The sequence below is a fragment of the Longimicrobium sp. genome (assembly GCA_036377595.1).
Classification (GTDB): Bacteria; Gemmatimonadota; Gemmatimonadetes; order Longimicrobiales; family Longimicrobiaceae; genus Longimicrobium.
This window is the reverse complement of record DASUYB010000150.1, coordinates 11,668-36,466: the sequence shown is the minus strand read 5'-3', so window position 1 is coordinate 36,466 and position 24,799 is coordinate 11,668. Positions and strand designations below refer to the sequence as shown.

General features: G+C 71.9%; 29 protein-coding genes. 17 read left to right on the top strand and 12 right to left on the bottom strand.

The features are described from left to right. Window positions 1-578: 578 nt before the first annotated feature. The 4 genes from VF092_26455 to VF092_26440 all read left to right on the top strand — a co-directional run bounded on the left by VF092_26455 (window position 579) and on the right by VF092_26440 (window position 4,754). The gene (locus VF092_26455) at window positions 579-836 is read left to right on the top strand and encodes a hypothetical protein (protein ID HEX6750857.1); all 258 of its coding nucleotides are present in this window, start codon (window positions 579-581) and stop codon (window positions 834-836) included. 38 nt (window positions 837-874) lie between these two features. Next, window positions 875-1,012, top strand: a complete 138-nt coding sequence (locus tag VF092_26450; protein ID HEX6750856.1) for a hypothetical protein — start codon at window positions 875-877, stop codon at window positions 1,010-1,012. A 206-nt stretch (window positions 1,013-1,218) separates the two neighbouring features. Further along, window positions 1,219-1,635, top strand: a complete 417-nt coding sequence (locus VF092_26445) for a hypothetical protein (protein ID HEX6750855.1) — start codon at window positions 1,219-1,221, stop codon at window positions 1,633-1,635. A gap of 239 nt (window positions 1,636-1,874) precedes the next feature. After that, on the top strand, window positions 1,875-4,754 hold the full coding sequence (locus tag VF092_26440) for a membrane dipeptidase (protein HEX6750854.1): 2,880 nt from the start codon (window positions 1,875-1,877) through the stop codon (window positions 4,752-4,754). 136 nt (window positions 4,755-4,890) lie between these two features. On the opposite strand, the gene VF092_26435 is transcribed toward VF092_26440, so the two are convergent. Together VF092_26435 and VF092_26430 are read right to left on the bottom strand one after the other, a co-directional pair. After that, window positions 4,891-5,553: a response regulator transcription factor gene (locus tag VF092_26435; GenBank protein ID HEX6750853.1), complete on the bottom strand. Its 663-nt coding sequence runs from the start codon at window positions 5,551-5,553 to the stop codon at window positions 4,891-4,893. Further along, window positions 5,546-6,700 carry a GAF domain-containing protein gene (locus tag VF092_26430; protein ID HEX6750852.1) on the bottom strand — a complete coding sequence of 385 codons (1,155 nt, stop codon included), beginning with the start codon at window positions 6,698-6,700 and terminating at the stop codon, window positions 5,546-5,548. The genes VF092_26435 and VF092_26430 overlap by 8 nt, the downstream gene beginning before the upstream one ends. A gap of 394 nt (window positions 6,701-7,094) precedes the next feature. On the opposite strand from VF092_26430, the gene VF092_26425 reads away from it, so the two are divergent. Both VF092_26425 and VF092_26420 read left to right on the top strand, forming a co-directional pair. Further along, window positions 7,095-7,814: an SDR family oxidoreductase gene (locus VF092_26425; protein HEX6750851.1), complete on the top strand. Its 720-nt coding sequence runs from the start codon at window positions 7,095-7,097 to the stop codon at window positions 7,812-7,814. Then, window positions 7,811-8,998, top strand: a complete 1,188-nt coding sequence (locus VF092_26420) for an S-adenosylmethionine:tRNA ribosyltransferase-isomerase (GenBank protein ID HEX6750850.1) — start codon at window positions 7,811-7,813, stop codon at window positions 8,996-8,998. The genes VF092_26425 and VF092_26420 overlap by 4 nt, the downstream gene beginning before the upstream one ends. A gap of 438 nt (window positions 8,999-9,436) precedes the next feature. On the opposite strand, the gene VF092_26415 is transcribed toward VF092_26420, so the two are convergent. Genes VF092_26415 through VF092_26405 form a run of 3 tightly spaced genes read right to left on the bottom strand, consistent with a single transcriptional unit; the run spans window position 9,437 to window position 10,522 of the window. Next, on the bottom strand, window positions 9,437-9,919 hold the full coding sequence (locus tag VF092_26415) for a GNAT family N-acetyltransferase (GenBank protein HEX6750849.1): 483 nt from the start codon (window positions 9,917-9,919) through the stop codon (window positions 9,437-9,439). After that, window positions 9,916-10,314 (bottom strand): hypothetical protein, encoded by a 399-nt coding sequence (locus VF092_26410; GenBank protein ID HEX6750848.1) that lies wholly within the window; start codon window positions 10,312-10,314, stop codon window positions 9,916-9,918. Before VF092_26410 ends, VF092_26415 begins: the two co-directional genes overlap by 4 nt. A 19-nt stretch (window positions 10,315-10,333) precedes the next feature. Continuing rightward, on the bottom strand, window positions 10,334-10,522 hold the full coding sequence (locus VF092_26405) for a hypothetical protein (protein ID HEX6750847.1): 189 nt from the start codon (window positions 10,520-10,522) through the stop codon (window positions 10,334-10,336). 267 nt (window positions 10,523-10,789) lie between these two features. Here VF092_26405 and VF092_26400 point away from each other — a divergent pair, with 267 nt between their 5' ends. The 4 genes from VF092_26400 to VF092_26385 all read left to right on the top strand — a co-directional run bounded on the left by VF092_26400 (window position 10,790) and on the right by VF092_26385 (window position 12,635). Next, window positions 10,790-11,116, top strand: a complete 327-nt coding sequence (locus tag VF092_26400; GenBank protein ID HEX6750846.1) for a hypothetical protein — start codon at window positions 10,790-10,792, stop codon at window positions 11,114-11,116. Window positions 11,117-11,118: 2 nt separating this feature from the next. Further along, complete coding sequence (locus tag VF092_26395; GenBank protein ID HEX6750845.1) at window positions 11,119-11,745, top strand: GNAT family N-acetyltransferase; 627 nt, start codon at window positions 11,119-11,121, stop codon at window positions 11,743-11,745. Window positions 11,746-11,853: 108 nt separating this feature from the next. After that, window positions 11,854-11,982 carry a hypothetical protein gene (locus tag VF092_26390; protein ID HEX6750844.1) on the top strand — a complete coding sequence of 43 codons (129 nt, stop codon included), beginning with the start codon at window positions 11,854-11,856 and terminating at the stop codon, window positions 11,980-11,982. Between the two features lie 5 nt (window positions 11,983-11,987). Further along, on the top strand, window positions 11,988-12,635 hold the full coding sequence (locus VF092_26385) for a class I SAM-dependent methyltransferase (protein ID HEX6750843.1): 648 nt from the start codon (window positions 11,988-11,990) through the stop codon (window positions 12,633-12,635). Between the two features lie 68 nt (window positions 12,636-12,703). Here the strand turns inward: VF092_26385 and VF092_26380 are convergent, their stop codons facing one another. The 3 genes from VF092_26380 to VF092_26370 all read right to left on the bottom strand — a co-directional run bounded on the left by VF092_26380 (window position 12,704) and on the right by VF092_26370 (window position 15,509). Beyond that, window positions 12,704-12,883, bottom strand: coding sequence for a DUF1508 domain-containing protein (locus tag VF092_26380; GenBank protein ID HEX6750842.1), 180 nt, complete (start codon window positions 12,881-12,883; stop codon window positions 12,704-12,706). Window positions 12,884-13,065: 182 nt separating this feature from the next. After that, a complete protein-coding gene (locus VF092_26375; protein HEX6750841.1) occupies window positions 13,066-13,572 on the bottom strand; it encodes an OsmC family protein in 507 nt (168 codons plus the stop codon). Window positions 13,573-13,928: 356 nt separating this feature from the next. After that, complete coding sequence (locus VF092_26370; protein ID HEX6750840.1) at window positions 13,929-15,509, bottom strand: PLP-dependent aminotransferase family protein; 1,581 nt, start codon at window positions 15,507-15,509, stop codon at window positions 13,929-13,931. 277 nt (window positions 15,510-15,786) lie between these two features. Between VF092_26370 and VF092_26365 the strand changes: the two genes are divergently transcribed. The 5 genes from VF092_26365 to VF092_26345 all read left to right on the top strand — a co-directional run bounded on the left by VF092_26365 (window position 15,787) and on the right by VF092_26345 (window position 19,366). Beyond that, window positions 15,787-16,179, top strand: coding sequence for a nuclear transport factor 2 family protein (locus VF092_26365; protein HEX6750839.1), 393 nt, complete (start codon window positions 15,787-15,789; stop codon window positions 16,177-16,179). A 110-nt stretch (window positions 16,180-16,289) separates the two neighbouring features. Next, window positions 16,290-16,973: a flavin reductase family protein gene (locus VF092_26360; protein HEX6750838.1), complete on the top strand. Its 684-nt coding sequence runs from the start codon at window positions 16,290-16,292 to the stop codon at window positions 16,971-16,973. A gap of 286 nt (window positions 16,974-17,259) precedes the next feature. Beyond that, window positions 17,260-18,072 (top strand): isocitrate lyase/phosphoenolpyruvate mutase family protein, encoded by an 813-nt coding sequence (locus VF092_26355; GenBank protein HEX6750837.1) that lies wholly within the window; start codon window positions 17,260-17,262, stop codon window positions 18,070-18,072. Window positions 18,073-18,152: 80 nt separating this feature from the next. Further along, a complete protein-coding gene (locus VF092_26350) occupies window positions 18,153-18,695 on the top strand; it encodes a DUF1572 family protein (GenBank protein HEX6750836.1) in 543 nt (180 codons plus the stop codon). A gap of 281 nt (window positions 18,696-18,976) precedes the next feature. After that, window positions 18,977-19,366: a cupin domain-containing protein gene (locus VF092_26345; protein ID HEX6750835.1), complete on the top strand. Its 390-nt coding sequence runs from the start codon at window positions 18,977-18,979 to the stop codon at window positions 19,364-19,366. Window positions 19,367-19,379: 13 nt separating this feature from the next. Here VF092_26345 and VF092_26340 read toward each other — a convergent pair whose 3' ends face one another. Together VF092_26340 and VF092_26335 are read right to left on the bottom strand one after the other, a co-directional pair. Next, the gene (locus tag VF092_26340; protein ID HEX6750834.1) at window positions 19,380-20,042 is read right to left on the bottom strand and encodes a class I SAM-dependent methyltransferase; all 663 of its coding nucleotides are present in this window, start codon (window positions 20,040-20,042) and stop codon (window positions 19,380-19,382) included. Continuing rightward, window positions 20,039-20,467 carry a PaaI family thioesterase gene (locus VF092_26335; GenBank protein ID HEX6750833.1) on the bottom strand — a complete coding sequence of 143 codons (429 nt, stop codon included), beginning with the start codon at window positions 20,465-20,467 and terminating at the stop codon, window positions 20,039-20,041. The genes VF092_26340 and VF092_26335 overlap by 4 nt, the downstream gene beginning before the upstream one ends. A 99-nt stretch (window positions 20,468-20,566) precedes the next feature. Here VF092_26335 and VF092_26330 point away from each other — a divergent pair, with 99 nt between their 5' ends. Next, complete coding sequence (locus tag VF092_26330; protein ID HEX6750832.1) at window positions 20,567-21,580, top strand: DNA-3-methyladenine glycosylase; 1,014 nt, start codon at window positions 20,567-20,569, stop codon at window positions 21,578-21,580. 274 nt (window positions 21,581-21,854) lie between these two features. Here VF092_26330 and VF092_26325 read toward each other — a convergent pair whose 3' ends face one another. Next, a complete protein-coding gene (locus VF092_26325) occupies window positions 21,855-22,451 on the bottom strand; it encodes a hypothetical protein (GenBank protein ID HEX6750831.1) in 597 nt (198 codons plus the stop codon). 22 nt (window positions 22,452-22,473) lie between these two features. After that, complete coding sequence (locus VF092_26320) at window positions 22,474-23,541, bottom strand: hypothetical protein (protein ID HEX6750830.1); 1,068 nt, start codon at window positions 23,539-23,541, stop codon at window positions 22,474-22,476. 147 nt (window positions 23,542-23,688) lie between these two features. On the opposite strand from VF092_26320, the gene VF092_26315 reads away from it, so the two are divergent. After that, window positions 23,689-24,798 (top strand): helix-turn-helix transcriptional regulator, encoded by a 1,110-nt coding sequence (locus VF092_26315; GenBank protein ID HEX6750829.1) that lies wholly within the window; start codon window positions 23,689-23,691, stop codon window positions 24,796-24,798. Window position 24,799 lies beyond the last annotated feature (1 nt).

The following is a 24,799-nucleotide window of genomic DNA, read 5'->3' as shown; positions in this document are numbered from 1 at the left end:
GGGCTGGCCGTCGGGCCCGGGAACTATGATGAAGTGCCGTTTCATGAGCCACCGTGGATGTAATCGCAGTCGTGCTGGCGGTGCTTACGGCAGCTGGCAGCCTTCGTACCGGCAGGCGGGAGAAGGAGGGAGAGCGCAACGGTGCGGTCGACGTTCGACCGGAGCACGGCTGGCCGAGCGAGAGATCATCACCCGGGCGTGGTTCAGGGACAGCGAGGGCAATCTCCTGGGGATGGGGCAGCCGGTGCGGTGAGAGGTGGTGCCCGAGGAATCCACGGCATGCGTCCGAGCGATGGGCGGCCTGTGGCTCGGGAGCCGGCCACAGATTCCTCAGGCGCCACGGATCGGCAGGGAAGGACAGGGCGGTGCGGCGCCTTCGGAATGACATCTCCGTTCTCCGCTGGCAGTCCGGGTAGCGCGACGTTTCGGCCCTTGCGTTCCATCCCCTCCCATCTTCGGACGCTTTCGTTGACATCGGAATCGTCTGCCCGCATCGTGGGTCGAGCCCCCGCACGGACGAGCCGCACCGGTGCCCGCCCCGTCGGGGTGCGTGTTCCCCCACACCCCGGGAGGTGGGCATGGCCAAGATGAAGCTCGACGTCGACGCGCTGCAGGTGGAGTCGTTCAACACCGCGTCGTCCGGCTCGCCGCGCGGGACCGTGCACGCGCGCTCGGGCGACACGGGTGACTGCGAGGCGGCCTTCATCACCGTGACCGACTGGAAGACCTGCCAGGGGGCCGACTGCACCGCGCGCACGCTCTGCCACTACAGCTGCTTGGGCGAGTGCTACGCGGTGGACCAGCCGGTCGTCGCCGGCGTGATCGTCGGCGGCTGAGGACGCATCGCATCCAACTCCAACGTCGAGGTGATCAGATGAAGAAGCTGGCGCTGAACGTCGAGACGCTGCGCGTGCAGTCCTTCGCCGCGGCGGAGATGCGCGGCGAGCGCGCGGTCCCCGCCGCCGACGCCACCCGTCCGCACATCTGCGATCCGCTGACGGCCTGGTGCTGAGCGAACGGGCGATCACGGGACGGTGCACCACGCGAAAAGCATGGTGCGCCGTCCCGCCCGTTTTTATCATGCAGAACGTGACGGATGCCGGACACGTTGGCCGTTCTTCCGCAGATCTTGATGCTCCCGCTCCGCCACCCCGCCTGAGATTCCTCACCGCCCGCGCGAACGGCCGGGCCCACCCGCGGTGACCTCGGATCCGCGCCATGACGCCCTCACGCCGAAATCTGATCTCCACGCTGCTGATGGTCTCCGTGGTGGGAGACCTGGGGCTGGCGGCGCTGGCGCTGCTCTGGCCGGACCTGTGGTTCCGCCTGGCGCACGGCGTTCCCCGCGTCGATCCGGAGCACATCCTCACGCGCACGGGCGTGGTGTGGCTCACCTTCGCGCTCTTCCACCTGGTCGCGTGGTTCGTCTGGCGGTCGCGCCCGTACTGGCTGGCGATCGTGGCGGGCATGCCGATGAGCGAGATCTTCGCTGACCATTCGTGGATGCTGGCGGCGGACCACATGACCACGCTGGGCCGCATCGGCTTCGTGCTGGCGGGGATCGCGAACGTGGGGCTCGCCGTGTTCTTCGTGCGCAGCTACCTCCTCGCCGCGCGGGAGATGACGAGCTCCTGACGCGGCGCGGCGATCGTGTCGATCCGCGGCGGACGGCTCGCCGTGAATTGCCGGATCATCCGGAGAGCACCAGCGCGCCAAATCAGAGGAGACGGCCATCCATCTCCTCGCCGCCGTGACATCTTCCACCGCGGACTATCCAGGTCCGCCGCCACATGAGCTCGACCCGAAGCCATCACACTGAAACCGCTTCTCCCTCCCGATCCCCCTCGCCCGCCCACCCTTGCCCCCGCACGGCCATGAGCATCGAAGGCATCGAGCTGGAGCCGGACGGCTACCATCATCCCGCCAGCGAACGCGAGCTGGTTGCGCTGGTGCGGCACGCGTACGCGCACGGGCTGCAGCTGCGGGTGCGCGGCGCGGCGCACTCGGTGGTGCGCGCGCTCTACACCGACCCGTTGTCCGACCGCGAGAACCGCGTCAGCCGCCAGGAGCCGCCCCGGGGCGCGCACATCAACGTGATGCTGGACCGGCTGCGCTGCTGGCGCGTGCGCGACGAGGCCCGCCGCCTGGTCGAGGCCGAGGCGGGGATCCACCTGGACGTGGACCCGTCGGACCCCACGCACTCCGCGGGCGCGAGCCAGGGCCTGCTGCGCGCGCTCTTCGCGCGGGGATGGTCGCTCTCCGCGCTGGGCGGCATCACCCACCAGACGGTGAGCGGGTTCGTCGCCACGGGGTCGGCGGGCGGGTCGCTGACCTTCTCGGCCACGCACAACCTCTACGGCTTCCGGGTGATCGACGGGCGCGGCGACGTGCACGAATTCACCCGCGACGACGCGGACCCCGACACCTTCTTCGCCATGGCGCCGGCGATGGGGCTGCTGGGCGTGGTCTCCACCCTCATCCTGCAGTGCGAGCCCGCGTTCCACATCGTGGGCGAGGAGCGCGTGACCACCTACGACGCCTGCCCGGTCGACGTCTTCGGCCCGGGCGACGGGAGCCGGCCGTCGCTGGAGGAGTGGCTGAAGACGCGGCAGTACGCGCGCGTCGAGTGGTGGCCGCAGCGCGGAGGCGAGCGGCTGGAGACGTGGGAGGCGCACCGCATCCCCTTCGATCCCCACTTCAAGCCGAAGCCGTACCGGCAGTTCGGGAAGAGCCCGGTGCTGACGCAGTTCCTGGCCGGCGTGTTCTACACGGTGACGGGCAACCTGCGCGACCTGGGCGCCGCGCGCCGCAAGCTGCGCCCCGCCTGCCGCCGCCTGGGCGCCTCCGCGGGGAAGCTCATCGCGCCGGTGGTGGCCTTCCTCGCGCGGCTCCTCGTCGGCCTGGTGACGCTCCTCCTCCGGCCGTTCGCGGGGTCGCTGGAGCGGCGCCTCCCCGGGCTCTTCGTGCGGGTGCTGGGGATCTTCGCGCCGCTGGACAAGGGGAAGGCGGAGACCTTCCAGGACCACGCTTGGCGCGGGCTGCCGATGGACTACGAGGCGGACGACGACCTCGTTCCCACCGGCTTCACCGAGTGCTGGATCCCCATCGGGCGCGCCAGGGAAGTGGCCGTGCTGCTGCGCGGCTACTTCGAGGGGGCCGCCACCCCGCGCGAGGCGCTGGACCGCACCGGGACCTACACCTGGGAGCTGTACGGGTCGCCGCCCAGCCCGTTCTGGCTGAACCCGGCGTACACCGACGGGGCGGACGAGTGGAAGGACGGGGTGGTGCGGGTGGACCCGTACTGGTTCGAGGGGAACCCGACCAACCCCGCGGAGAGCTTCTGGCCCGCGCTCTGGCGGCTGCTGCGCGACGCGGGCGTCCCCTTCCGGCTGCACTGGGGGAAGTACCAGCCGGTGATCCCGCAGGGCGACCCCGAGGGGTGGGTGGCGTTTTTCCGCGCGCAGTATCCGCGCTGGGACGACTTCCTGGCGCTGCGCGAGCGGATGGATCCCAACAACCTCTTCCTGACCGCCTACTGGCGCGAGCGCTTCGGGCTGTGGGGCGCGCCCGCCCCGCGGCCGATGGGCGGCGCCGCGGCCGGGGCCGAGCCGCCGGCCCCCGCGCCCGATCCGTCGCCCGGGCTGACCGACATCCACGCGCACCCGGCGATGAACGCGTACTTCTTCGACCGCGACCTGCGGCGGCACTACATGTCGGGGCGCACCTTCAACCCGCTGGCCAGCCTCACCGACTTCCCCATGCTGAAGAAGGGGAACGTGCGCGTGCTCTGGTCGGTGCTGCACGTGCCCGAGAAGGAGTTCCTGGACTGCCGGATCGCCCGCTTCGCCGCGCACTTCACCCGCGGCGGCCGCAAGATCCTGCGCCTGAACGCGTGGGAGGTGGTGATCGACATGCTGGAGGGGATGGAGCGGCAGGTGGCGCGCGCCGGCGACCGCTTCCAGATGGCGATGGCGCACTCCAACGCCGAGCTCGACGCGGTGGTGGCGTCGGGGCGGCGCGCCTTCGTCCACACGGTGGAGGGCGGCCACGTGCTGGGCGCCGGGCTGGCGCCGCACGACATCGCCGGGCGACTGGCGCGGCTCGAGGAGCTGGCCAGCCGCGGCGTGGCCTCGCTCACGCTGACGCACATCTTCCCCACCGAGCTGGCCGGGCACGTGGAGGCCATCGAGGAGGCCCTCCACCAGCTCCCGCTCTGCTCGCTGGATACGAAGGTGGACGACTGCCGCGGGTTGTCGGTCATCGGCGAGGCGGTCGTACGGAAGATGATGGAGCTGAAGATGGTCCCCGACCTGACGCACTGCACGCGGGCGGCGCGGCGGCAGGTCTTCCAGATCGTGGAGAACAAGGTTCCGCTGGTGGTGACGCACACCGGCGTGCAGGCGCTGAACCCGGTGAGCTACAACCTGATCCGCGAGGAGGTGCAGGCGATCGCGGCGACGGGCGGCCTGGTGGGGGTGATCTTCATGCCGCACTGGCTGGACCGCCACGATCCCAAGAAGGGGCTCGACGTGATCTGGAGGACGATGAGCAAGCTCGCCGAGTGGGGCGGCGGCTGGGGCGTGGTGGCCATCGGCACCGACTTCGACGGCCTCACCGACCCGCCCGACGACGTCGACAACGCGTCGAAGCTCCCCCGCGTGGTCGACATGCTGCACCGCAACCTCTCCACCGCCGATGCCGACGCCGTGCTGGGCGGCAACGCGCGGCGCGTGCTGCGCCTGGGCTGGCGGTAGCGTCCGGGTGATTTCAAGACGGAACAGAATTTCTCACGCGGAGACGCGGAGGCGCGGAGAACTGCTTGAGGTTGTCTCCGCGCCTCCGCGTCTCCGCGTGAGAATCGTTTTCGGATCCAGTGGCGATTGTACCGCTTCACCCCGCGCGGAGGGCGATGAGGCCGGCTTCGGCTGCGCGGGCGAGGGCGTCGGTGCGGTTGCGGGCGCCCAGCTTGGCGAAGATGGAGCCCAGGTGGAACTTGACCGTGCGCTCCGCGATGCCGAGCGTGGCGGCGATGCGCTTGTTCCCCATCCCGCGCGCGAGCTGGTCCAGCACCTCGCGCTCGCGCGCGGTCAGCGCGGGGCCGCCGCCGCGCACCCGCCGCATCACCGCCGAGGCGGCCACGGGCGCCAGCAGCGACCCGCCCGCCGCCACCGTGCGCACCGCAGCGAACACCTCGGCGCGCGGGGCGCCCTTCAGCAGGTAGCCCGCGGCGCCCGCCTCTACCGCCGCGATGATACGGTCGTCGGTGTCGAACACGGTGAAGACGATCGCGCGCGTCGGCGACCGCGCCGCCTGCAGGCCGCGCAGCACGCCCACGCCGTCCATCCCCGGCATCTCCAGGTCCAGCAGCAGCACGTCCGGCCGCGCCGATGCGGCCAGCGCCAGCGCCTCACCGCCCGTCCCCGCCTCGCCGACGACGTCGAAATCGCGCTGCGTCCGCAGCATCGCGACGAGCCCTTCGCGCACCACCGGGTGGTCGTCCGCCACGGCGACGCGGATCGCGCCATCTCCCTTCATCGCATCGAGATCACTCATCTCCCGATCTCCCGGCCGCGTGCAGGGGGACGCGCACGTGCACGGCCGTTCCCGCGCCGGGTGCGCTGTCGACCTCGAAGGTGCCGCCGAGGAGCCGCGCGCGCTCGCTCATCCCCACCAGCCCGAAGCGGCCGGGCGGCACCGCGGTCACGTCGAAACCCACGCCATCGTCGCGCACGGCCAGCTCCAGCCCGTCCGCCGTCCGCGCCAGCCGCAGGGTGATGCTTCGCGCCCGCGCGTGCCGCGCCGCGTTAGCCAGCGCCTGCTGCGCGATGCGGTAGACGCCCGCCTCGACGGCCGGCGGGAGCGCGGAGGTCGCCGCCGTGAACCCGTCGGCGTCGACCACGATCTCCGGCGCGTCCTCCGCCTCGCGCGCGGCGGACGCGGCCAGGTCGCGCAGCGCGTCGGGGAGGGTGCGGCCGTCGAGCGGCGCGGCGCGCAGGTCCAGCACCGAGCGCCGCGCCTCGTGCAGCGTCGATCGCGCCAGCGACAGCGAGCGCGCGACCACCTCGCCCAGCCGTGCGTCACCGGCGGCGAGCGCGTCGGCCACCTCGAGCTGCATGGTCAGCGCGGCGAGGCCCTGCGCCAGCGTGTCGTGGATCTCGCGGGCGAGGAGGTTGCGCTCCTCCGCGGCCGCCGCGCGCGCGGACGCCGCCTCCAGCCGCTGCCGCTCGACCGCGAGGCTGACGAGCGCGCCCGCGGTGGTGAGCAGGTTCAGCTCCTCGTCGGAGAGCACGCGCCAGTCGGGCGCGGCCACGTTCAGCATCCCCAGGTGCCGGTCGCCCACGGCCAGCGGCACGCTCGCGTGGCAGGCGAGCCCGAGGTCGCACTCCACCACCTTCTCCAGGCGACTGCACCAGACGACGTTGACGTTCGCCGCGCCGCGCAAATCGCCCTTGCGGAAGGTGGAGAGGCAGTAGCAGTCGCCGTGCATCGCCTGCGGATGGTCGCGCAGCGCGGGCGGGAGCGCGCGCGCCGCCGCCAGCCGCGGCTCGGGATCGCCCTCCTCCAGCAGCCACACCCACCCCGTCTCCAGCCCCAGCACCTCCGCGACCGTCGCCAGCGCCGCGTCGAGCGACTCGGCGAGGTCCGCGCTGCGGCTGAGCGCCTGCGCGAGGGCGGTGAGGGCGGCGAGGTCGGAGATCACGAGTGCGAAAGTGCGAAAGTGCGAAAGTGCGAAAGTGCGAAAGTGCGAAAGTGCGAAAGTGCGAAAGTGCGTGAGTGCGTTCACGCAGCCTGCGCAGCAGGCTTCCCAATGTTCCAGCCGCGGGTTTACCCGCCCGTCCCGATCCGTCCGTCACGACCGAGTACCGAACCGCCTGTCCCAACCCGCCTCGCGCGGAAGATCGGATTCGCATCCGCGGCGAATGGTAGCGGATTGACGGCCAGGCGCGCCACGGATTTGCCGCGATCCTGCCCGATCGTACAGGGGAGATGCTGGACGATGATCCGACCTCGCGCCCGACGCCTGCCCGATTCAGGGGGATGACGGCGCCGGGTATCCTTCGTTGGCTGGAAATCGCCATCCAACGGAGGAACCGATGACGCCCGGGAACAACGGGAAGACGGCGCTCGTCACGGGCGCTTCGCGCGGGCTGGGGCTCGCGCTTGCGTGGGGGCTGGCCGAGCGCGGCTGGAACCTGATCATCACCGCGCGCGACGCCGCGCGGCTGCGCGCAGTCCGCGACGAGCTGGCCGAGGTGACGCACGTCGCCGCGCTGGCGGGCGACGTGACCGACCCCGAGCATCGCCGCGCGCTGGCCGTGCTCGCCCGCGGGCACGCCGGGCTGGACGCAGTCGTCAACAACGCGGGCGCGCTGGGGCCCAGTCCCCTTCTGCCGCTGCTGGACTATCCCCTCGACGCGCTGGCGGACGTCTTCCGCGCCAACGTGCTCGCCCCGCTGGCGCTGCTGCAGGCCGTGCGCGGCGAGCTGAAGCCGGGCGCGGCCGTCGTCAACGTCACCAGCGACGCGGCCGTGAACGCGTACGAGGGCTGGGGCGGCTACGGGGCCAGCAAGGCCGCCCTGGAGCAGCTTTCGGCCGTGCTGGCGGCGGAGAACCCCGGGCTGCGCGTGTATTGGGCCGACCCCGGCGACATGCGCACCGACATGCACCAGGCCGCGTACCCGGGCGAGGACATCTCCGACCGTCCGCTGCCGGAGGAGCGCGTTCCCGGCTTCGTCGCGCTGCTGGAGGGGGACCTGCCGGGCGGGCGCTACGTCGTCCCCGACCTCGCCCCCGCCGCGCTGGAGGCCGCATGAGCGCGCGGGGATACGCCGCCCTCGCCGCGCCGCCGCGCATCCGGCGAAGCCATGCGCCGCCGCCGTCGGCTGCGCGGGCACGCGGGACGGTCGAGACGGCGCCGGCGCTCGACACGCTGGATTTCGATCTCCCCGACGAACTCTCCGCGCGCGAGCCGCCCGAGGCGCGCGGCCTCCCGCGCGACGCCGTCCGCCTGCTGGTGACGGAGGGCGACGGCGAGCGGGTGACGCACGCACATTTTCGCGATCTCCCGCGCTTCCTGTCGCCCGGCGACCTCGTCGTGGTGAACGCCAGCGCCACCCTCGCCACCGCGCTCGAGGGGATTCGCAAGACGGGGGATGGAGACGCGCCCATCCTCGTGCATCTCTCGACGCCGCTGGAGGATGGGCGATGGGTGATCGAGTTGCGCCGCGCGACGGCCGACGGCAACGAGCCGCTCCTCGACGCGCGCGCCGGCGAGCGCATCTACTTGCGCGGCGGCGGCGCGGCGACGCTGGCCGCGCCGTATCTCCCGCCTGATGGAGATACGGCCGCCGGGCGGGTGCGGCTGTGGGTGGCGGAGATGGAGATGCCCGGCGGCGCGGACGCATACCTCGCGGCGCACGGCGAGCCGATCCGCTACCGCTACGTGCCGCGCGCATGGCCGCTCGCGTACTACCAGACGGTGTTCGCCGCCGAGCCGGGGAGCGCGGAGATGCCGTCCGCGGGCCGCGCGTTCACGCACGAGACCGTCCGCGCGCTGCGGGCGAAGGGGATCGGGATCGCGCCGCTGGTGCTGCACGCCGGCGTCGCCAGCCTGGAGGCCGACGAGCCGCCGTACCCCGAGCGCTACCGCGTCCCCGCCGCGACGGCGGAGGCGGTGAACCGGGCGCGTGCCGCCGGTGGCCGCATCGTCGCGGTGGGGACGACCGTCGTGCGCGCGCTGGAGACCGTCGCGAACGCGGGCGGCACCGTGCGCGCGGGCGCGGGGTGGACGGACCTCGTGGTGACGCCCGAGCGCGGCGTGCGCGCCGTCGATGCCCTCCTCACCGGCCTGCACGCCCCCCGCGCATCCCACCTCGCGATGCTCGAGGCCATCGCCGGCCGCGTGCACCTGGCGCGCGCGTACGATGCCGCCCTGCGCCGCCGCTACCTCTGGCACGAGTTCGGCGACCTGCACCTCATCCTGCCGCGGCGCGGATGACAGGCTCGGCCGCACGGAAGTATGGGTGTCGCGCCTCAAGCCACTCCGACGTCGTCCCGGTGGATGCATGGGAATCCGCGCCGTCACCCGCCCGACGTCATCCCGGTGCATGCATGGGAATCCCGCGCCGTCGCCCGCCCGACGTCATCCTGAGGCCGGCCAGACCGTAACAGGCGTCTGCGCAAGTGCTTGCAGGCCGAAGGATCTTTACTCTCGTCCGCACGATCGTCAGCCGAGCGCGCATTGGACGACTAGCCGGCATCCGAGCGACAGTCGGACTCTCGCTCGGATGCCGGCCATAGATCCTTCGGGCGGCGCCAACCGCTTGCGCGGACGCCGGTTCGGTGCGGCGCCTCCCTCAGGATGACGTCGGTGTGGGTCGCGTTTGTCGTACTGTGTCGATCGCCGCGGCTGCAGCCGCCGGTCGATCCCCGCCCCCTACAGCTGATCGGCAAAGTGGAAGGCGGTGATCGTCATCCCCTGGCGGAAGTAGAAGCGGTGCGCGCGGTTGCGGTGCGTGCCGCTGTCCAGGTGCAGCGCGTCGCACCCCTCCCCCGCGGCGCGCCACCGCAGCCACTCCAGCATCCGCTCGCCCCACCCCGCCGACCGCGCCGCCTCGTCCGTGACCAGGTCGTCGACGTACAGGATGCGGCCGCAGTACAGCATCTCCATCAGCCGGAACCCGGCCACGGCCCGCACCACGCCGTCCTCGACGCCCGCGGCCAGGTGGTAGCCGTCCGTCTCCATCATCCGCCGCACGCGCGGCAGGTAGTCGTCGGGCGCGATGTGCGGGCGCAACTGCAGCATCACCTCGCGCGTGGCCAGGATGTCCTCGTCGGTCACCGCCTCGCGCACCGGCGCCTCGCCGGCGATCACCAGCGGGCGCAGGATGGCCGCAGCGGGATGGTCCATCTCGATCATGATCGGTGCTCCACGTCGGGGGTCATTCGCCACGCGAGCAGGAAGAGCGCGCCGAGCAGCATGTCCACGCATCCGAACGCCGCCGTCGTTCCCGCCGCGTGCCCCATCGCCCACAGGATCAGCGCGGCCGGGCCGAACGCCAGCTTCTCCAGCACCGCCACCGGCATCAGCGGCCGCAGGCGCACGGGGTTGGCGGAGATGACGAAGAAGGCGATCTGCCACGCCAGCGTCACCCCCAGGAAGCCGTAGAAGTACTCGGGATGCGTGATCGGCGGCGGGTTGTCGCGGCCGATGCGCGCCTCCAGGAAGTACTGCGGGGCGATCACCAGCACGCCGTAGATCGCCGCCGCGCGGAAGATCCACCGCGGCGCGCGCAGCGGGTCGCGCGCGCTCACGGGTGCACCTCGGAATGTCTCAGCCGTTCCGCGTCCATCGCAGTCGCAGGTTGGGATGGGTCGGGGTGGCGTCGCCGGGCGGCGCGTCGGCCGGGCGGCGTGGCGCGCGCTCCACCCACGCACCGGGCTCGTGGAACCAGCGGACGCCGCACACCGCGGTGGCGTCGCGGAAGCGGAGAAAGGCCCGTGGGCTGGCGAACTGGACCATGTGCGGACCCCGGATCAGGGCGAAGGGATCGTCCGCGCGTGCGGACGGGCTGCGCCATGAAGATGGAGCTGGACAGTCCCCGATCCAGCGCCAAAACGCACGCCGTTCGCTGGTCCAATCTCCACGATCGTTGATCCACGCACACGCCGCATCCTATCATCTCCGCCGGCCAGGTTCCACGACGATTCCGCAGGGTCCGGATTGGAGACGAGGACGCGATGCGGAATGTGACAGCGATCGCATGCGATCGGGAAAGGAAGGGGGACGATGATCAGCCGCGTGTGGCACGGATGGACGACGCGCGAGAACGCCGACGCGTACGAGCGCCTGCTGGTGACGACGATCCTGCCGGGGATCCAGGCGCGCGGGATCGCCGGCTACCACGGCGCGTGGCTCCATCGCCGCGACGTCGGTGAGGAGGTGGAGTTCGTCACCACCATGCTGTTCGACTCGATGGACGCTGTAAAAGTGTTCGCGGGCGAGAACTACGAGCACGGTGTGGTTCCCGACGCCGCCCGCGCGCTCCTGGCCCGCTTCGACGCGAAGTCCGCGCACTACGAGGTGCGGCTGGCGCCCTCCGGGTCCGCGTCGTGACGATGCCGCGCATCCGCCTGGCGACGGGAGGCGACGCCGCCGCGATGCACGCCATCTACGCCCCCATCGTCGCGGAGACGCACATCTCCTTCGAGTGGGCGCCGCCGAGCGTGGCGGAGATCCGCGGGAGGATCGAGGAGGGGCTCGCGGGCGGGCATCCGTGGCTGGTCTACGAGGACGGCGGCGAGCCGCTCGCGTACGCGTCCGCCAGCCGGCACCGGGCGCGCGCGGCGTACCGCTGGTCGGCGGAGACGTCGATCTACGTGGGCGAGGCCGCGCGCGGGCGGGGGATCGGCCGCGTGCTGTACCGCGCGCTCCTGCGCGTGATCGCGCTGCAGGGCTATCGCGGCGCGTTCGCGGGAATCGCGCTGCCGAACCCGGCGAGCGTGGCGCTGCACCGCGCGCTCGGGTTCGAGGAGCTCGGCGTCTTCCGCCGCATCGGCTACAAGGCCGGCGCGTGGCGCGACGTGCTCTGGATGCAACTCCCCCTCGGTGACGAGGATTCGCCGCCGCGCGAGCCGCTCACCCTCGCCGCCGCCTCGCGCCTGCCGGAGTGGGCCGACGCGCTCGCCCTCGGCGCGGGTCCGGACCGGGGTCATCCCGGGCCTCGCGCGGGCCCGGGCGGGTGAACCCGCGGCTGGAACACTGGGAAGCCTGCTGCGCAGGCTGGGGGGTCGGTTATCGAGCGACAGGCCATCACCCGCGCCACCTCTAGCCATTGGAGCCTCGCGCCGTTCGTGCCGGACGACGTGTTCTTCGAGATCACCGGCGTCCTGCAGGCACTTCCGGCGACGCTGGCGGCGATGCATCTCTACCGCATGCTGCGCCGGCGGCGGGCGGAAGCATCACTTCAACTCGGCGGATGAGGATGATGGCTCACGCGCAGAGGGAGTACCTGCCCGCGGCGGGAAAGCACTGGCGGCTGCCGTTCTACGACCTCGTCGCCCGGCTGCTGGGCGCGGACGGCGCGCGGCGCGTGCTGCTGGAGCACGCGGAGATCCGTCCCGGCGAGCGCGTGCTGGACATCGGCTGCGGCACCGGCACACTGGCGGTGGAGATCGCGCGGCAACCCGGCGTGGAGGTCGTCGGGCTCGATCCCGATCCCGGCGCGCTGGCCATCGCGCGGCGGAAGGCGGAGCGCGCGGGCGCCGCCATCGCCTTCGACCAGGGCTTCGCGGACGAGCTGCCGTACCCGGACGCGTCGTTCGACCACGTGACGTCGTCGCTCATGTTCCACCATCTCCCCCGCGATGCGCGCGAGCCCACGCTGCGCGAGGTGCGGCGCGTGCTGAAGCCCGGGGGCCGCTTCCACCTGCTGGACTTCGACGGGCCGAGCGTGGCCCACGGCAGCTTCATCGCGCGGAAGATCCACGGGGGCAAGATGATGCGCGACAACGCCCAGGCGCGCGTGCTCGATTACCTGCGCGCGGCGGGATTCGGGGACGCGCGCGTCGTCGGCACGCGCGACACGTGGGCCGCGAGCATGGCGTTCTACCGGGCGCGGCGGCCGGGCGATTGATGGGGGGAGGTGGGGCGGGGGAGGGGAAGCCGGGGGGCCCGCGGTCGGGCTCCCCGGCTTGCGTCCGGCTACGACGACGTGTCGACGGGCGCGGAAGGCGCGTCGCGCTTCACGAGCTCGATCGCGGCCATGCAGTCGCCGCGGTCCCGGTAGCCCTCGCCGGAGTTGGCGATCTTCTGGTTGTTGCCGGCGGTGAGCGTCCATCTCCACTCGCCCGCGGTGTCCTTGTAGACGGTGAACGCGGCCATCTTCGTCTCTCCTTGAATGGTGGCTCATCAACCCAGCGGCAAAGATCGGCGGGATGGGTCGGCCGCCGCAACCAAACATGCGTGTCTAACAGGAGACGCGGAGAACACGGAGAACCAACCTCGTCGATGAGTTCTCCGCGCCTCCGCGTCTCCGCGTGAGGATCGTTCGTTCTTTTCCCGGATCAGACTCCCGCCGTCTCCGCCGTCTCCGCCGCCTCCGCGACGCGGATCTCCGGCTCGTTGGCGACGGGGAAGTTGACCGAGCAGGCGATGAAGCAGCGCTCGTGCGCCACGTGGTGCAGCTCGCGCGCGAGCTCGGCATCGCCGCCCGGCGCGATGGTCACGACCGGGCGCAGGGTGGCGCGCTCGAAGCGGCCGCCGCCCTTGTCGTCCTCCACCATCACCCCGTCCGCACGGTCCTCGTACGCGGTGACGACGATCTTCGCGTCGGCGCAGAGGTGGAGGTACGCGAGCTGGTGGCACGCCGAGAGCGCCGCGATCAGCAGCTCCTCGGGGTTCCAGCGCTTCGGATCGCCGCGGAAGACCGGGTCGGACGAGCCCGGGATCGGCGGCTTGTCACCCGCGGAGAGCTCGTGGCTGCGCTCGTACGCGCGGTATCCCGACGTCCCCGTCCCATTGTTCCCCGTCCACTCCAGCTTCACCTCGTAGCGATGCGCGCGTCCGCTCATCCTCATCTCCAGTGGCTGGGAATCCTGCAGAAACGATGGTCGTGGGTCAGCACGGTGCGTTGCGCCTGCAACGGTCCGCCCTCTCCCCGCGCCTTAGAGCGCTCGCCCTCTCCCGTACCGGGAGAGGGGGGCCACACAAGCATCCCACCACCCTGCTGACTCTGGCTTGGGTTCGAATCTTCAGTGCGGCCGGATGCTAGTCCCAACGCTGAGGTTCTCTCCGCCGGGGGAGGGGCCACTCCGCGCCGCGAGAATTCCCGCCACCGGCGCAGGCGTCCTCACCCCTACCCCTCCCGGTACGGGAGGGGTGGCGAGCCTAAGCGAGCCGGGAAGGGCGAGCCGGGCACACTCCCCCGTCACAGGCACGCCCGGATCGCCGCCGCCAGCTCCTGCATCCCGCGGCGCGTGGCGTGGCCGTTGTAGCCGGCGAAGCCCAGCAGCAGCCCGTCGCGGCCGGCCGGTTCGGAGCGGTGCACCGACAGCGCCTCCACCTCCACCCCGCGGCGCAGCGCCTCGTCGCGCACGCGCAGGTCGCTCACGCCCTCGGGAAGCCAGCCGAGCAGCCGCAATCCCGCCTCGATCGGCGGCACCTCCAGCAGGCCGGAGAGCTCCTGCGCGGCGATCTCGCGGAAGAGGGTCACGCGCTGGCTGTAGATGGCGCGCATCCGCCGCACGTGCCGCGCGAAGTGCCCCTCGCCGATGAAGTCGGCCAGCACCGCCTGCTCCAGCGACGGCGGATAACGGTCGATTCCGCTCCGCAGCCCCGCGATCACCCCCGCCAGCGCCTTCGGCACCACCATGAAGCCCAGCCGCAGCGCCGGGCTCAGCGTCTTGCTGAACGTCCCCACGTACACCACGCGCTCGCACGGATCCAGCCCCTGCAGCGACGGCAGCGGGCGGCCGGTGTAGCGGAACTCGCTGTCGTAGTCGTCCTCGATGATCCACGCGTCGTGGCGCCCCGCCCACTCCAGCAGCGCGATCCGCGTCGGCAGGTCCATCGCCCCGCCCAGCGGGTGCTGGTTCGACGGGGTGACGCAGGCCAGGCGGGCCGACGGCGCCAGCTTCATCCCCTCGTCCACGCGGATGCCGCCGGGGCCGACGGGAACGGGGACGAGGCGCGCGCCCACGCCCAGGAACGCGGCCTTCACCGCGCCGTAGCCGGGCTCCTCCACCCACGCCAGGTCGCCCGGGTTGAGCAGCGCGCGGGCGGCCAGCGAGAGCGCCGGCTGCGCGCCGCCGGTCACGATCACCTGCTCGGGCGTGCAGCGCACCGCGCGCGCGGCGGCCACGTACTCGGCGATGGCCTCGCGCAGCGGCGCGAATCCACGGGGATCGCCCGCCGCCAGCAGGTCGCGCCCGGAGCGCCGCCACCGCCGCGCCAGCAGCGATCCCCACAGCTCCGCCGGGAACGCGTCGTGGTCCGGCACTCCCAGGCGGAAGGTGCGCGGCGGGCCCGGCTTCCAGCATCCCATCTCCACCCCGCCCACGGCCAGCGCGGCGGCGGAGACGCGCGGCGGCGCCATCGTCCCGCCGGTTGCGGCTCCAGTCGAGGGGATGTTCAGGCGGATCCGCTTCCCGTTCCCGCTGCCGTTTCCGTTCGTGCCGTGGCCGTTTCCGTTCGGCCGCCGCGCGCCCGTGCGGTGCCCGTCCGTTCCGTACACGCGAAGGAACGCGTCGGGGAGGACGGCGACCACGCGCGTGCCGCCGCCCGCGCGCCCCGCGATCAGCCCTTCGGCGCGCAGCTGCTCGTAGACGGGGACGACGGTGTTGCGCGCGACCTCGAGGTCGGCCGCCAGGGTGCGCGTGGACGGCAGCCGCGCGCCGGGCGCCAGGCGGCCGGTGAGGATCGCGTCGCGCAGGCCACGGTAGATCTGCTCCTGCAGCGGCTCGCGCGCGTCGGGGGCGATGGGGATCAACAGCGAAGGTGCTTCGGCCATCCGCGTCTCCCGCGTACTTGGACCAGCGCCGGTCCAGGTGATTGGCCCAATCTCTTGATCCAACCGCCCCCTACCGTAGCGATCCGAATCCCCCCGCGCCAGTCCTCTGGAGAAGTCCGCAAGAAAACGGAGATGGACCAGTGGGTCGATGGAGATTTGGCACTGGAGGATGGTTCGATCCTCCGGCCACATTGATCGGTTCGGAGCCGTACACCGTCGGATGACGAGGGATGGAGATCCGCGGCGGAGCTCACCCTCAGCGCGGGAGCGGGGGCGGATGACGCACTGGATGGACATGGAGATCGCGGAAACGGAGATCGCCGGGCTGGCGGACGACTGGGCCGCCGCCGAGCTGCGCGGCGACGCGGCGCGGCTCGACGCGCTCCTGGCCGACGACTTCGCCTGCGTGGAGGCGCGCGGGCGGGTGGTGGAGCGCGCAGAGTGGATCGAGCGGATCGAGGCCGGCCGTCTGCGCTGGGACCGCTTCGGCTGGATGGCGGAGACGATCCGCGTCTTCGGCGAGTCGGCCATCGTCGTCGGGCGGCAGGAGGTGGCGGGGACGCACGCCGGCTGGCGCGTGGAGGACCGTTGCCGTGGCACCCAGGTATGGGTGGATGGCGACGGGGGATGGCGGCTGGCGGCGCTCCACCTCACCCCCATCGCGGAGTAGCGGCGCGAAGTCCGCAACATCCGGGTGGAGGCGCGGGCGCCCCAAGGCGAGCTTGGATGCACACCGCCGGCGTCCCACCGGCGGGGCGAACCCCGGACCGGAACGGACCCGTGCACACCGTCATCGACCCCGCGATCCTCTACTTCGGCACCCCGGTGGTGCTGGTCAGCTCGCTGAATGCCGACGACACGCCCAACCTGGCGCCGATGTCGTCTGCGTGGTGGCTGGGAAAGAGCTGTATGTTGGGCTTCGGCTCGCGCTCGCACACCCCGCAGAACATCCTGCGCACCGGCGAGTGCGTGCTGAACCTGCCATCGGCCGAACTGGCCGCCGCGGTGAACCGCCTGGCGAAGACGACGGGCTCGGACCCCGTGCCGCCGCACAAGCAGGCCATGGGCTACCGCCACGAGCGCGACAAGTTCGGCGCGGCGGGATTGACGGCGGCGCCCGCGGACCTGGTGCTGCCGCCGCGCGTGCTCGAGTGCCCGGTGAGCCTCGAGGCCACGCTCGAGGCCGTGCACCCGATGGCCGTGCGCGACGACGAGCGGCGCGGCGGGCTGGTGGCGCTCGAGGTGCGCATCGTCCGCGTCCACGTGCACGAGTCGATTCGCATGGACGGGCACCCCAACCGCATCGACCCGGACCGCTGGCGGCCGCTGATCATGAGCTTCCAGCAGCTCTACGGCCTGGGCGAGCGCGCCGGCCACTCGCGCCTGGCGGAGATCCCGGAGGAGGCGTATCGGCCGGGGAAGCGGGTGCGGGCTCCTGCGCTGACGGGAGCAGGTGCGCGGTGACGGCGCGGCCAACGCGGTGAGATCGCCTGCACGGGCAGCGTGCGCTGGCGCGGCGCGGGTCGGCCCCCTCCCCCGGCCCCTCCCCCGCTTCGCAGGGGAGGGGAGAACTCAGCGCCGTGTCAGCGTTTGCGCCGTGGAGCAAGGCTTCCGTCCGGATCGCGGGGAGGGGTCTCCGCGGATTTGGACCATTCCCGATCCCCATCGCTTGGCGCTACCGCCCGGCACGCGCCGCGGCTAATCTCGCCCCCGTGATGGTCCAATCTCCACACGCGAAAGGATGGCACCCATGCCGGTGAGACCCGCGCTCGCGACGGAGCTGCTGCGGCTCCATCATCGGGACGAGCCGCTGCTGGTGATGAACGCGTGGGACGCCGCCAGCGCCATGCTCGTGCAGGAGCTCGGCTTCCGCTGCATCGCCACCACCAGCGGCGGGGTGGCGGCGGCGCACGGCTTCGACGACGGCGAGCACATCCCGCGCGACGAGGTGATCGCCGCCGTCGCCCGGATCGCGCGCGTGACGCGGCTGCCGCTGACGGCCGACCTGGAGGCGGGCTTCGGCGCCACGCCTGCAGACGTGGCCGAGACGGTGCGGCTGGCGCTGGAGGCCGGTGCCGTCGGCTTCAACCTGGAAGACGGCATCGGGAGCGACGGCATCCGCGATGCGCACGAGCAGGCCGAGCGGCTGCGTGCCGAGCGCGAGGCCTGCATCGCCGCGGGCGTCCCCGACGCGGTGATCAACGCGCGCATCGACGTCTTCCTGCACCGCATCGGCGACCCCGCGGGGCGGGTGGAGGCGGCGCTCGAGCGCGCTGGCATCTACGCGCAGGCCGGCGCGAGCTGCGCGTTCCCCGCCGGCGTGCGCGAGGCGGAGGAGATCCGCGCGCTGGTGGCCGGATCTACGCTTCCCGTCAACGTGCTCGTCGTCCCCGGCGTCCCCACCGTGGCCGAGCTGGCGGAGCTGGGCGTGCGGCGGATCAGCGTGGGGACGGGGTGGCTGCGCTGCGCCCTCCGCGCCGCGCGTGACGCCGCCATCGAGGTGCGCGAGCAGGGCACGTACGACGCGCTGCTGGGCACGGCCGCGCGCCTGGTGCCGGCTTGAGCGCGAGATGGTCGCGGCGTGCTCCTGCCGCGCCACGGCTCGCGGGACGCATCGCCATCATCCACCGGAGGGAGCCCGGGATGGACATCGGGAGCGAGTACCTGCGCGACGTGGCCGAGCGGCTGCGCACGCTGCGCCAGACCGCCGAGCGCGCCGTCGCGCAGGTGGACGACGAAGCGTTCTTCGCCCAGCCGGACCCGGAGACGAACAGCATCGCCATCAACCTGAAGCACGTGGGCGGCAACCTGCGCTCGCGCTTCACCGATTTCCTGACCAGCGACGGCGAGAAGCCCGACCGCGACCGCGAGTCCGAGTTCGTGATCGCTCCGAACGAGACGCGCGCGGCCGTCGAGGAGGGATGGCGGCAGGGATGGGCGCTGCTGGAGGGCGCGCTGGCCTCGCTCACGCCGGACGATGTTCTGCACACCGTCTACATCCGCGGCGAGCCGCACACCGTCATCGGCGCACTGAACCGCCAGGTTGCGCACATCGCCAACCACGTGGGGATGATCGTGCTGCTGGCCAAGCACTACGCCGGCGGCGCGTGGAAGACGCTCAGCATCCCCCGCGGCGCCTCCGAGCGCTTCACGCAGGAGATGGCCGAGGCGAATCGGCGGGAATAAGTGGCGGAGCCCAATCTGTCATTCCGAGGGCGCTTCGCCGAACTGTCGTCTCGTGCCTAAGCCGTTGCGCCTGAGGAATCTATAGCCTGCGGCCGAGCGACAGCCTGGCTCTGGCGCGGAAGCCGGTCAAAGATTCCTCGGGCGCCGCATGACATCAGCGCGGGCGACGGTTCGGTGCAGCGGCGCCGCTCGGAATGACAATCTCCTCGGGATGGGCAGCCTCACCTCGGAATGGCAGCCTTCCGCGACGATCTTCCGATCACCCCCAACCCTTACGAGCCATGGAGATGACCGACACCGGCGTGATCCTGAAGCGCTTCGAACGGCCGGACGAGGTGCGGCGGATGGAGAAGGGGCGGTTCGAGATCGTGCGCCTGCACGGGATGACCATCGGGCGGGCGACGTACGAGCCGGGGTGGCGCTGGTCCGAGCACGTGGGGCCCGGCGTGGGCGCGGAGCGCTGCTCGGTGGAGCACGTGGGGATGGTGATCTCGGGCGCGGCGGGCGTCTCGTTCGCGGACGGGCGCACGGCGGAGCTGCGCGCCGGCTCGCTCTTTTACGTCCCGCCCGAGCCGCACGACAGCTGGGTGATCGGCGACGAGCCGTACGTCTCCCTCCACTTCCTCGGCGCCGACCACTACGCCGCTCCGACGGAGACGCTGGATCGCTGATCAGCCGGCCGGCTCATTCACCGAGATTCGTTGGCGCCGGCCGCGCGACGATATAGCACCGGCGCGTCTGGGCTTCGACGTCGGGATAGGGATCGCGCTCCTCGAGGCTCTCGACGTCGAATCCGGCGGCGCGCAGCCAGCCCTCCATCTCCGCGGACGTGAAGAAGCGGAAGTCGAGGTCGATGCGAACGCCCCACAGCTCGTCGAAGTGGCGCGTCTCCTCGCCGACGTGGAAGGCCACGAGGAGGAGGCCGCCCGGCCGCAGCACCCGCCGCAGCTCGCGCAACGCGACGGCCATCTCACCGGCACGGAGATGGATCAGCGAGTAGAAGGCGACGGCGGCGGCCCAGCTCGCATCGGGCGCGTCGAGCGCGGTGACGTCGCCCGCGTTGAAGGGGACGGCGGGGAAGCGGGCGCGCGCCTGCTCCACCATCTCCGGCGACAGGTCGATCCCGCGCACTTCGAGCCCGCGCGCGTGCAGGTACGCGGCGACGTGCCCGGGGCCGCAGCCGACGTCCACCACCGGCCCCGCACCGCCCATCCGCGCGGCGAAGCGGTCCAGGAACGCGCGGTCGAACGGCTTGTGCTCCAGCTCGCCGGCGACGTGCCGCGCGTACTCGTCCGCGAGCGCGTCGTAACTGGCGCGGACCTGCGCTCGTTCCGCGCCGCCGCTCACTCGCCGCTCTCCTCCCCCAGCCGCGCGATGGTTCCCTGCGCGGCCGCGCACAGCGTCTCCTCGCCGCCGGCGACGGCGAACACGTCGCAGCGGCATACGGCGCGGCGCTTTCCCGCGGACAGCACCGTCGCCCGCGCGACCAGCGTCTCGCCGCGCGCGGGGCGCAGGTAGCTCATCACGTACTCCGCCGTCACCACGGCGGGCCCGAGCGCCGAGCCGCCCGCGAAGGTCAGCGCGTTGTCGGCCAGGTAGCCGAGCACGCCGCCGTGCACGAACCCGTGCTGCTGCAGCAGCTCGGGCCGCACGGGCAGCCGCAGCTCCGCGCTTCCCGGCGCGAACGCGTGCAGCTCCGCGCCGAGGAAGCGGCTGAACGGCTGCGACGCGAGCGCCGCCTCGCCCAGGGCCATCAAGTCGCTCGTCTCCATCTCGTCTCCATGATCGGCAGATGGTTCGCGTGGGATTCTCGGCACGATGAGCCTGTCACACCAGATCCGCGCGCTTTGGGCCGCAGATGCGCAGATGAATTGGTCCACTCGCCGGTCATGGATGCGCAACAAACGGGTCGCCGCCGGCGCGCTCGCAGCGTAGCTTCGCGCGGGCTCGGGGTGGGCGATGCCGATCACCATGGGAGATCGATGGAGATGACGCAGGCGGGGTCTGTGAACGATGCGGTGGTCGTGGAGGTGCCGGAGCGATTCGATTTTGCGTGGGCGGTGGGATTCCTCGGCCCGCGCGCGGTGTTGTCGATCGAGCGGATCGCCGCCGGCGAGTACCGCCGCAGCCTGCGCGTGGACGGCCGCGCGGTGACGCTCGCCGTCACCCTGCGCGAAGCGCCGGCGCCCGCGCTGCTGGTGCGTTCGTCGCCCGCGCTGGCGCCGGAGGAGCTGCGCGCGCTCGCCCGGCGCATGTTCGACCTGACGGCGAACGTCGAGGCGTTCCGCTCCCTTGCGGCCGGCGATGCGATCCTGGCGCCGCTCGTCGCGCGGCAGCCACACATCCGCCTGCCGCAGTACGGCGATCCGTTCGAGGCGCTGATCCGTGCCATCCTCGGCCAGCAGGTGAGCGTCGCCGCCGCCGCGACGATGGCGGATCGGCTGGTGCGGCTCGTCGCCGCGCCCGCGCGGGGGCTGGACGGCGATGTCTTTCTCGCTTTTCCGCTGCCCGAGATGCTCTCGGCCACGCCGATGGATGCGCTACGCGGGATCGGCCTCACGCGCGCGAAATCGGAGTCCGTGCTCGCGGCTGCGGTCGCCGCGTCGCGGATGGACCTGGAGTCGCTGCGCGGGATGTCCGCGGAAGAGGCGGACGCGCGGCTGACGAGCATCCGCGGCGTCGGCCCCTGGACGGCGGCCTACCTGCGCATGCGCGCCTTTGGCGACCGCGATGCCTTTCCTGTATCCGACCTCGGCATCATCAAGGCGATGCGCCGCGAGGGGATCGAGCGCCCTGCCGAGGTGCGCGAACGCGCCGAGCGGTGGCGCCCCTGGCGCGCCTACGCGGCGCTCCACCTGTGGGAGTCGCTGGGCGCGAACGTGTGATATGAGATTGCTCCTCACGGACACCTCCCCGATGTCATCCTGAGGGAGGCGCCGCGCTCAACTCTCGACCGCACCGTGGTTTGGCGCCGACCGAAGGATCTACTGCCGGCGTGAGCCGAGGCCGGCGAAATCGCGCGAAAGCGTGCCTCGCTCGGTGGAAAGTAGATCCTTCGGGCGCGGTAAACGCCGGTCACGGCGAGAGTTTCGCGCCCGCGCCCTCAGGATGACAACCGTAGGAGTGTTCCGTAGCGGCACCCACGTCTCGAACGAACCATCAGCGGCGCTTCGTTCCCGCCTTGCCGCCGACGCTGGCCCAGACGGCGCGCTCGACCATCACCGGCGTCCAGCGCTTGCCGAGGCGTTTCGCGCGATCGCGGAGCGCCTCGGCGTACTTCGCGTACTCGCGCGGGGTGAAGGCGACCTGCCCGAGCTCCGGGATCTTCGCGGCGACGAGCTCGTCGAAGAACGGATAGATGTCGGGCGCAGCGGCCGACACCACCGCCGAAGCCGTCGCGGGGCCGACGCCGTCGAGCTTCGACAGGACCGCGATCGGCTCGCTGGCGTGCGGGATCTTCGCGAGCGCGTCGCCGCTGGTGCGCTCGACCAGATCCGCATCGTTGCCGCGCACCAGCTGCAGGTTGCGCGGGCGCCAGATCCCGCGCGCCATCTTCCACTCCGTCACCTTCACCAGCTCCGCATGCGTCACGTGCGGCCGCTTCCGCGCGGCGATCAGCCCCGGCAGCTCGTCACGGTACCAGCGGTCCAGCTCCGGCAGCACCTTCGAAGTCTGCGCCTCGATCACGTCCTCGTAGCGATCCAATGCGGCCTGCCACGCAGCGGAATCGTCGGACGTCCACAGGTTGTCGCTCATCTCCTTGCTCCATGCGTCTCCATCAGAGCGGCCGCACCGCGTCGGTGATGAGGCCGGATGCCAGCAGCTCGCGCAGCTCGTTCGCCAGCTCCTCGCTCGCGGCGACCACCTTGCGCCACGCGGCCTCGCGCTGCGTGTCGGGCATGCGGTAGAAGTCGTTGCGGTCGGGGATCTTTCCGCCGGGGAGCCGCGCGACGAAGTCCGCCGTAGGCGCCAGGATCAGCGCGCGCCGGAAGTTTTCGCCGCGCGCGCGGCGCCAGCGGAGCGCCTTGTCGAACCAGCCGGGGACGATGTGTGGGTAGAAGTGGGGATAGAGGACGAGCCCCGTGCCCGGCCCGTAGTCGAAGTCCAGGTGGTAGTCGACGGTGCCGCCGTCGCGGTGCATCCCACGCGGCGCACCGGGGATGCGCACGCCTTCGAGCACGAGCGGGATCGATCCCGACGCGAGCAGGGCCGGCCGCAGATTCTCGCGCGTGAGCGGCAGGTGCGCGGTGGGGAGATCGGCCAGGCCGCGGAACGGCGTGTCGTCGCCCGCCGTGTGGAAGATCACGCGGCGCATCTGGAGCGCCAGCGTGCGGCGGCTGACCAGGTTCCCCGCCGCGGCGGCCGCCATCGCCACCATCTGCAGCGGCATCCGCTCGCTCCCGGCCAGCCCGCGGCACTCGGCGGTGATCACGTGCAGCCGCGCCCACGGGTGCGACAGGATCTCGTCCGCGCCCGTGTCGCCCAGCATGCGGTCCAGGATGGCGGCGATGACGCGCGTAACTTCGGCCGGCCGCGGCCTCTTTGTGTAGCGCTGCCCGATGTAACCCTCGCGCAGGCGCGCGACGGCCGCGGCGGGGTCGCGCTGCGCCAGGCACGCCATCCGCCAGCTGCCGATGGACGAGCCGACCAGGTGCAGCGGGCGCTCGCGCGGCTGCTGCAGGAACTCGCCGAAGAGGAAGCGGTCGAGCCCCTCCAGCACCAGCCACTTGGGCCCGCCCGACGCGCCGGGGACGATGTCCACGTCCTCCGCGCGCAGCCCGCGCTCGCGGAGGATCGCCATCGCATCCGGCCCGGCGAGGAGGGCCAGGGATCGTTCGCGCGCCATCAATTACGATCTGGGTGAGGAGTCGTCGCGGCTTTCAGGACCATACCGCATTACTGGAGGCCGCCGCAAATCACACTCGTTCGTCGATCTCCCCAATCTACCTAAGTGCATCTTGCATAGTCCAATTTGCAAGATTATCATCCTGGAATGGCAAATCCTCATCTCCTTCGCGTCGCGCGGCGGCTGAAGGAAGCGCGCGAACGCAGCGGACTGACGCAGCAGCAGCTCTCGGCGGAGCTCGGCTTTAAGGATCGTCAGACGCTGGCCGCGATCGAAGCCGGCGAGCGCCGGATCTCGGCCGATGAGCTGGCGCGCGCCGCCGAGGTGCTCGGCGTGGCAGTCGACTACTTCACCGATGCCTTCCGGCTGGACGGCGAGGCGAGGTTCTCGTTCCGGGCGAAAAACATCGATCCCGCCGCGCTCGATGCGTTCGAGGAACGGGCCGGGCGGTGGATCGCGATGTACCGCGAGCTCGGTGCGCAGGAGGGGCTGCCCCAGCCGCGAATCGGGACCAAGCTGGAGCTCTCGGACCGCTCGTCGTACGAGGATGCGCACGCCTGTGCCGAGGAGCTTCACTCGCGGTGGAGCCTGGGCGACGTTCCCGCGGCGGCGCTCGGCGACGCGATCCAGCGGGAGCTCGGCGCGCTCGTCCTGAACGTCGACGCGCCGGAGGGGCTCTCCGGCGCGGCGTCGCAGCTGCCCGGGCTGCACGCGATCCTCATCAACCGCCGCGAGCCGGTCGGCCGCCGCTCGTACGACCTTGGGCACGAGCTTTTCCACGTCCTGACCTGGGATGCGATGCCGCCCCAGCGCGTCGAGCCGTGGGAGCCGCGCGCGACCAAGGGCAAGCGCGTCGAGGAGCTGGCGGAGAACTTCGCGGCCGCGCTGCTGATGCCGGCCGCGATGATAGCCGCGCGATGGAAGTCGCGCGGCACGGCGGACCTCGCGGAGTGGGTGAACGCCAGCGCGACGGCGCTCCGGGTGAGCGGCCCGGCCGTCGTGTGGCGCCTGCACAACCTGGGGTTCATCACGAAGAACGAGGCGGTGGTCCAGGGACGGCTCGCGTCCGGAGGCACATGGCGGACGCGGGACCCGCTTCCGCCGCTGTTCAGCCGCGAGTTCATCTCGCGCGTGCACACGGCGGTGGAGGCCGGGCGCCTGTCGCTGCGCCGCGCGGCGCGGCTGCTCGACATCGATGTTGCGGATTTCGCGGAGATCTGCCGCTCGTACGGGCTCTCGCTCTCTTACGAAGTCTGAG

Excerpts from the sequence above, each read along its gene's own strand:
- VF092_26320 (HEX6750830.1), bottom strand. The coding sequence starts at position 23,541 with ATGGCGCGCGAACGATCCCTGGCCCTCCTCGCCGGGCCGGATGCGATG.
- VF092_26380 (HEX6750842.1), bottom strand. The coding sequence starts at position 12,883 with ATGGCCGCGTTCACCGTCTACAAGGACACCGCGGGCGAGTGGAGATGG.
- VF092_26415 (HEX6750849.1), bottom strand. The coding sequence starts at position 9,919 with ATGATCGAGATGGACCATCCCGCTGCGGCCATCCTGCGCCCGCTGGTG.
- VF092_26375 (HEX6750841.1), bottom strand. The coding sequence starts at position 13,572 with ATGAGCGGACGCGCGCATCGCTACGAGGTGAAGCTGGAGTGGACGGGG.
- VF092_26440 (HEX6750854.1), top strand. The coding sequence starts at position 1,875 with ATGAGCATCGAAGGCATCGAGCTGGAGCCGGACGGCTACCATCATCCC.
- VF092_26370 (HEX6750840.1), bottom strand. The coding sequence starts at position 15,509 with ATGGCCGAAGCACCTTCGCTGTTGATCCCCATCGCCCCCGACGCGCGC.
- VF092_26345 (HEX6750835.1), top strand. The coding sequence starts at position 18,977 with ATGGAGATGACCGACACCGGCGTGATCCTGAAGCGCTTCGAACGGCCG.
- VF092_26445 (HEX6750855.1), top strand. The coding sequence starts at position 1,219 with ATGACGCCCTCACGCCGAAATCTGATCTCCACGCTGCTGATGGTCTCC.
- VF092_26355 (HEX6750837.1), top strand. The coding sequence starts at position 17,260 with ATGCCGGTGAGACCCGCGCTCGCGACGGAGCTGCTGCGGCTCCATCAT.
- VF092_26385 (HEX6750843.1), top strand. The coding sequence starts at position 11,988 with ATGGCTCACGCGCAGAGGGAGTACCTGCCCGCGGCGGGAAAGCACTGG.
- VF092_26420 (HEX6750850.1), top strand. The coding sequence starts at position 7,811 with ATGAGCGCGCGGGGATACGCCGCCCTCGCCGCGCCGCCGCGCATCCGG.
- VF092_26315 (HEX6750829.1), top strand. The coding sequence starts at position 23,689 with ATGGCAAATCCTCATCTCCTTCGCGTCGCGCGGCGGCTGAAGGAAGCG.
- VF092_26325 (HEX6750831.1), bottom strand. The coding sequence starts at position 22,451 with ATGAGCGACAACCTGTGGACGTCCGACGATTCCGCTGCGTGGCAGGCC.
- VF092_26405 (HEX6750847.1), bottom strand. The coding sequence starts at position 10,522 with ATGGTCCAGTTCGCCAGCCCACGGGCCTTTCTCCGCTTCCGCGACGCC.
- VF092_26455 (HEX6750857.1), top strand. The coding sequence starts at position 579 with ATGGCCAAGATGAAGCTCGACGTCGACGCGCTGCAGGTGGAGTCGTTC.
- VF092_26395 (HEX6750845.1), top strand. The coding sequence starts at position 11,119 with ATGCCGCGCATCCGCCTGGCGACGGGAGGCGACGCCGCCGCGATGCAC.
- VF092_26435 (HEX6750853.1), bottom strand. The coding sequence starts at position 5,553 with ATGAGTGATCTCGATGCGATGAAGGGAGATGGCGCGATCCGCGTCGCC.
- VF092_26365 (HEX6750839.1), top strand. The coding sequence starts at position 15,787 with ATGACGCACTGGATGGACATGGAGATCGCGGAAACGGAGATCGCCGGG.
- VF092_26400 (HEX6750846.1), top strand. The coding sequence starts at position 10,790 with ATGATCAGCCGCGTGTGGCACGGATGGACGACGCGCGAGAACGCCGAC.
- VF092_26425 (HEX6750851.1), top strand. The coding sequence starts at position 7,095 with ATGACGCCCGGGAACAACGGGAAGACGGCGCTCGTCACGGGCGCTTCG.
- VF092_26450 (HEX6750856.1), top strand. The coding sequence starts at position 875 with ATGAAGAAGCTGGCGCTGAACGTCGAGACGCTGCGCGTGCAGTCCTTC.
- VF092_26335 (HEX6750833.1), bottom strand. The coding sequence starts at position 20,467 with ATGGAGACGAGCGACTTGATGGCCCTGGGCGAGGCGGCGCTCGCGTCG.
- VF092_26350 (HEX6750836.1), top strand. The coding sequence starts at position 18,153 with ATGGACATCGGGAGCGAGTACCTGCGCGACGTGGCCGAGCGGCTGCGC.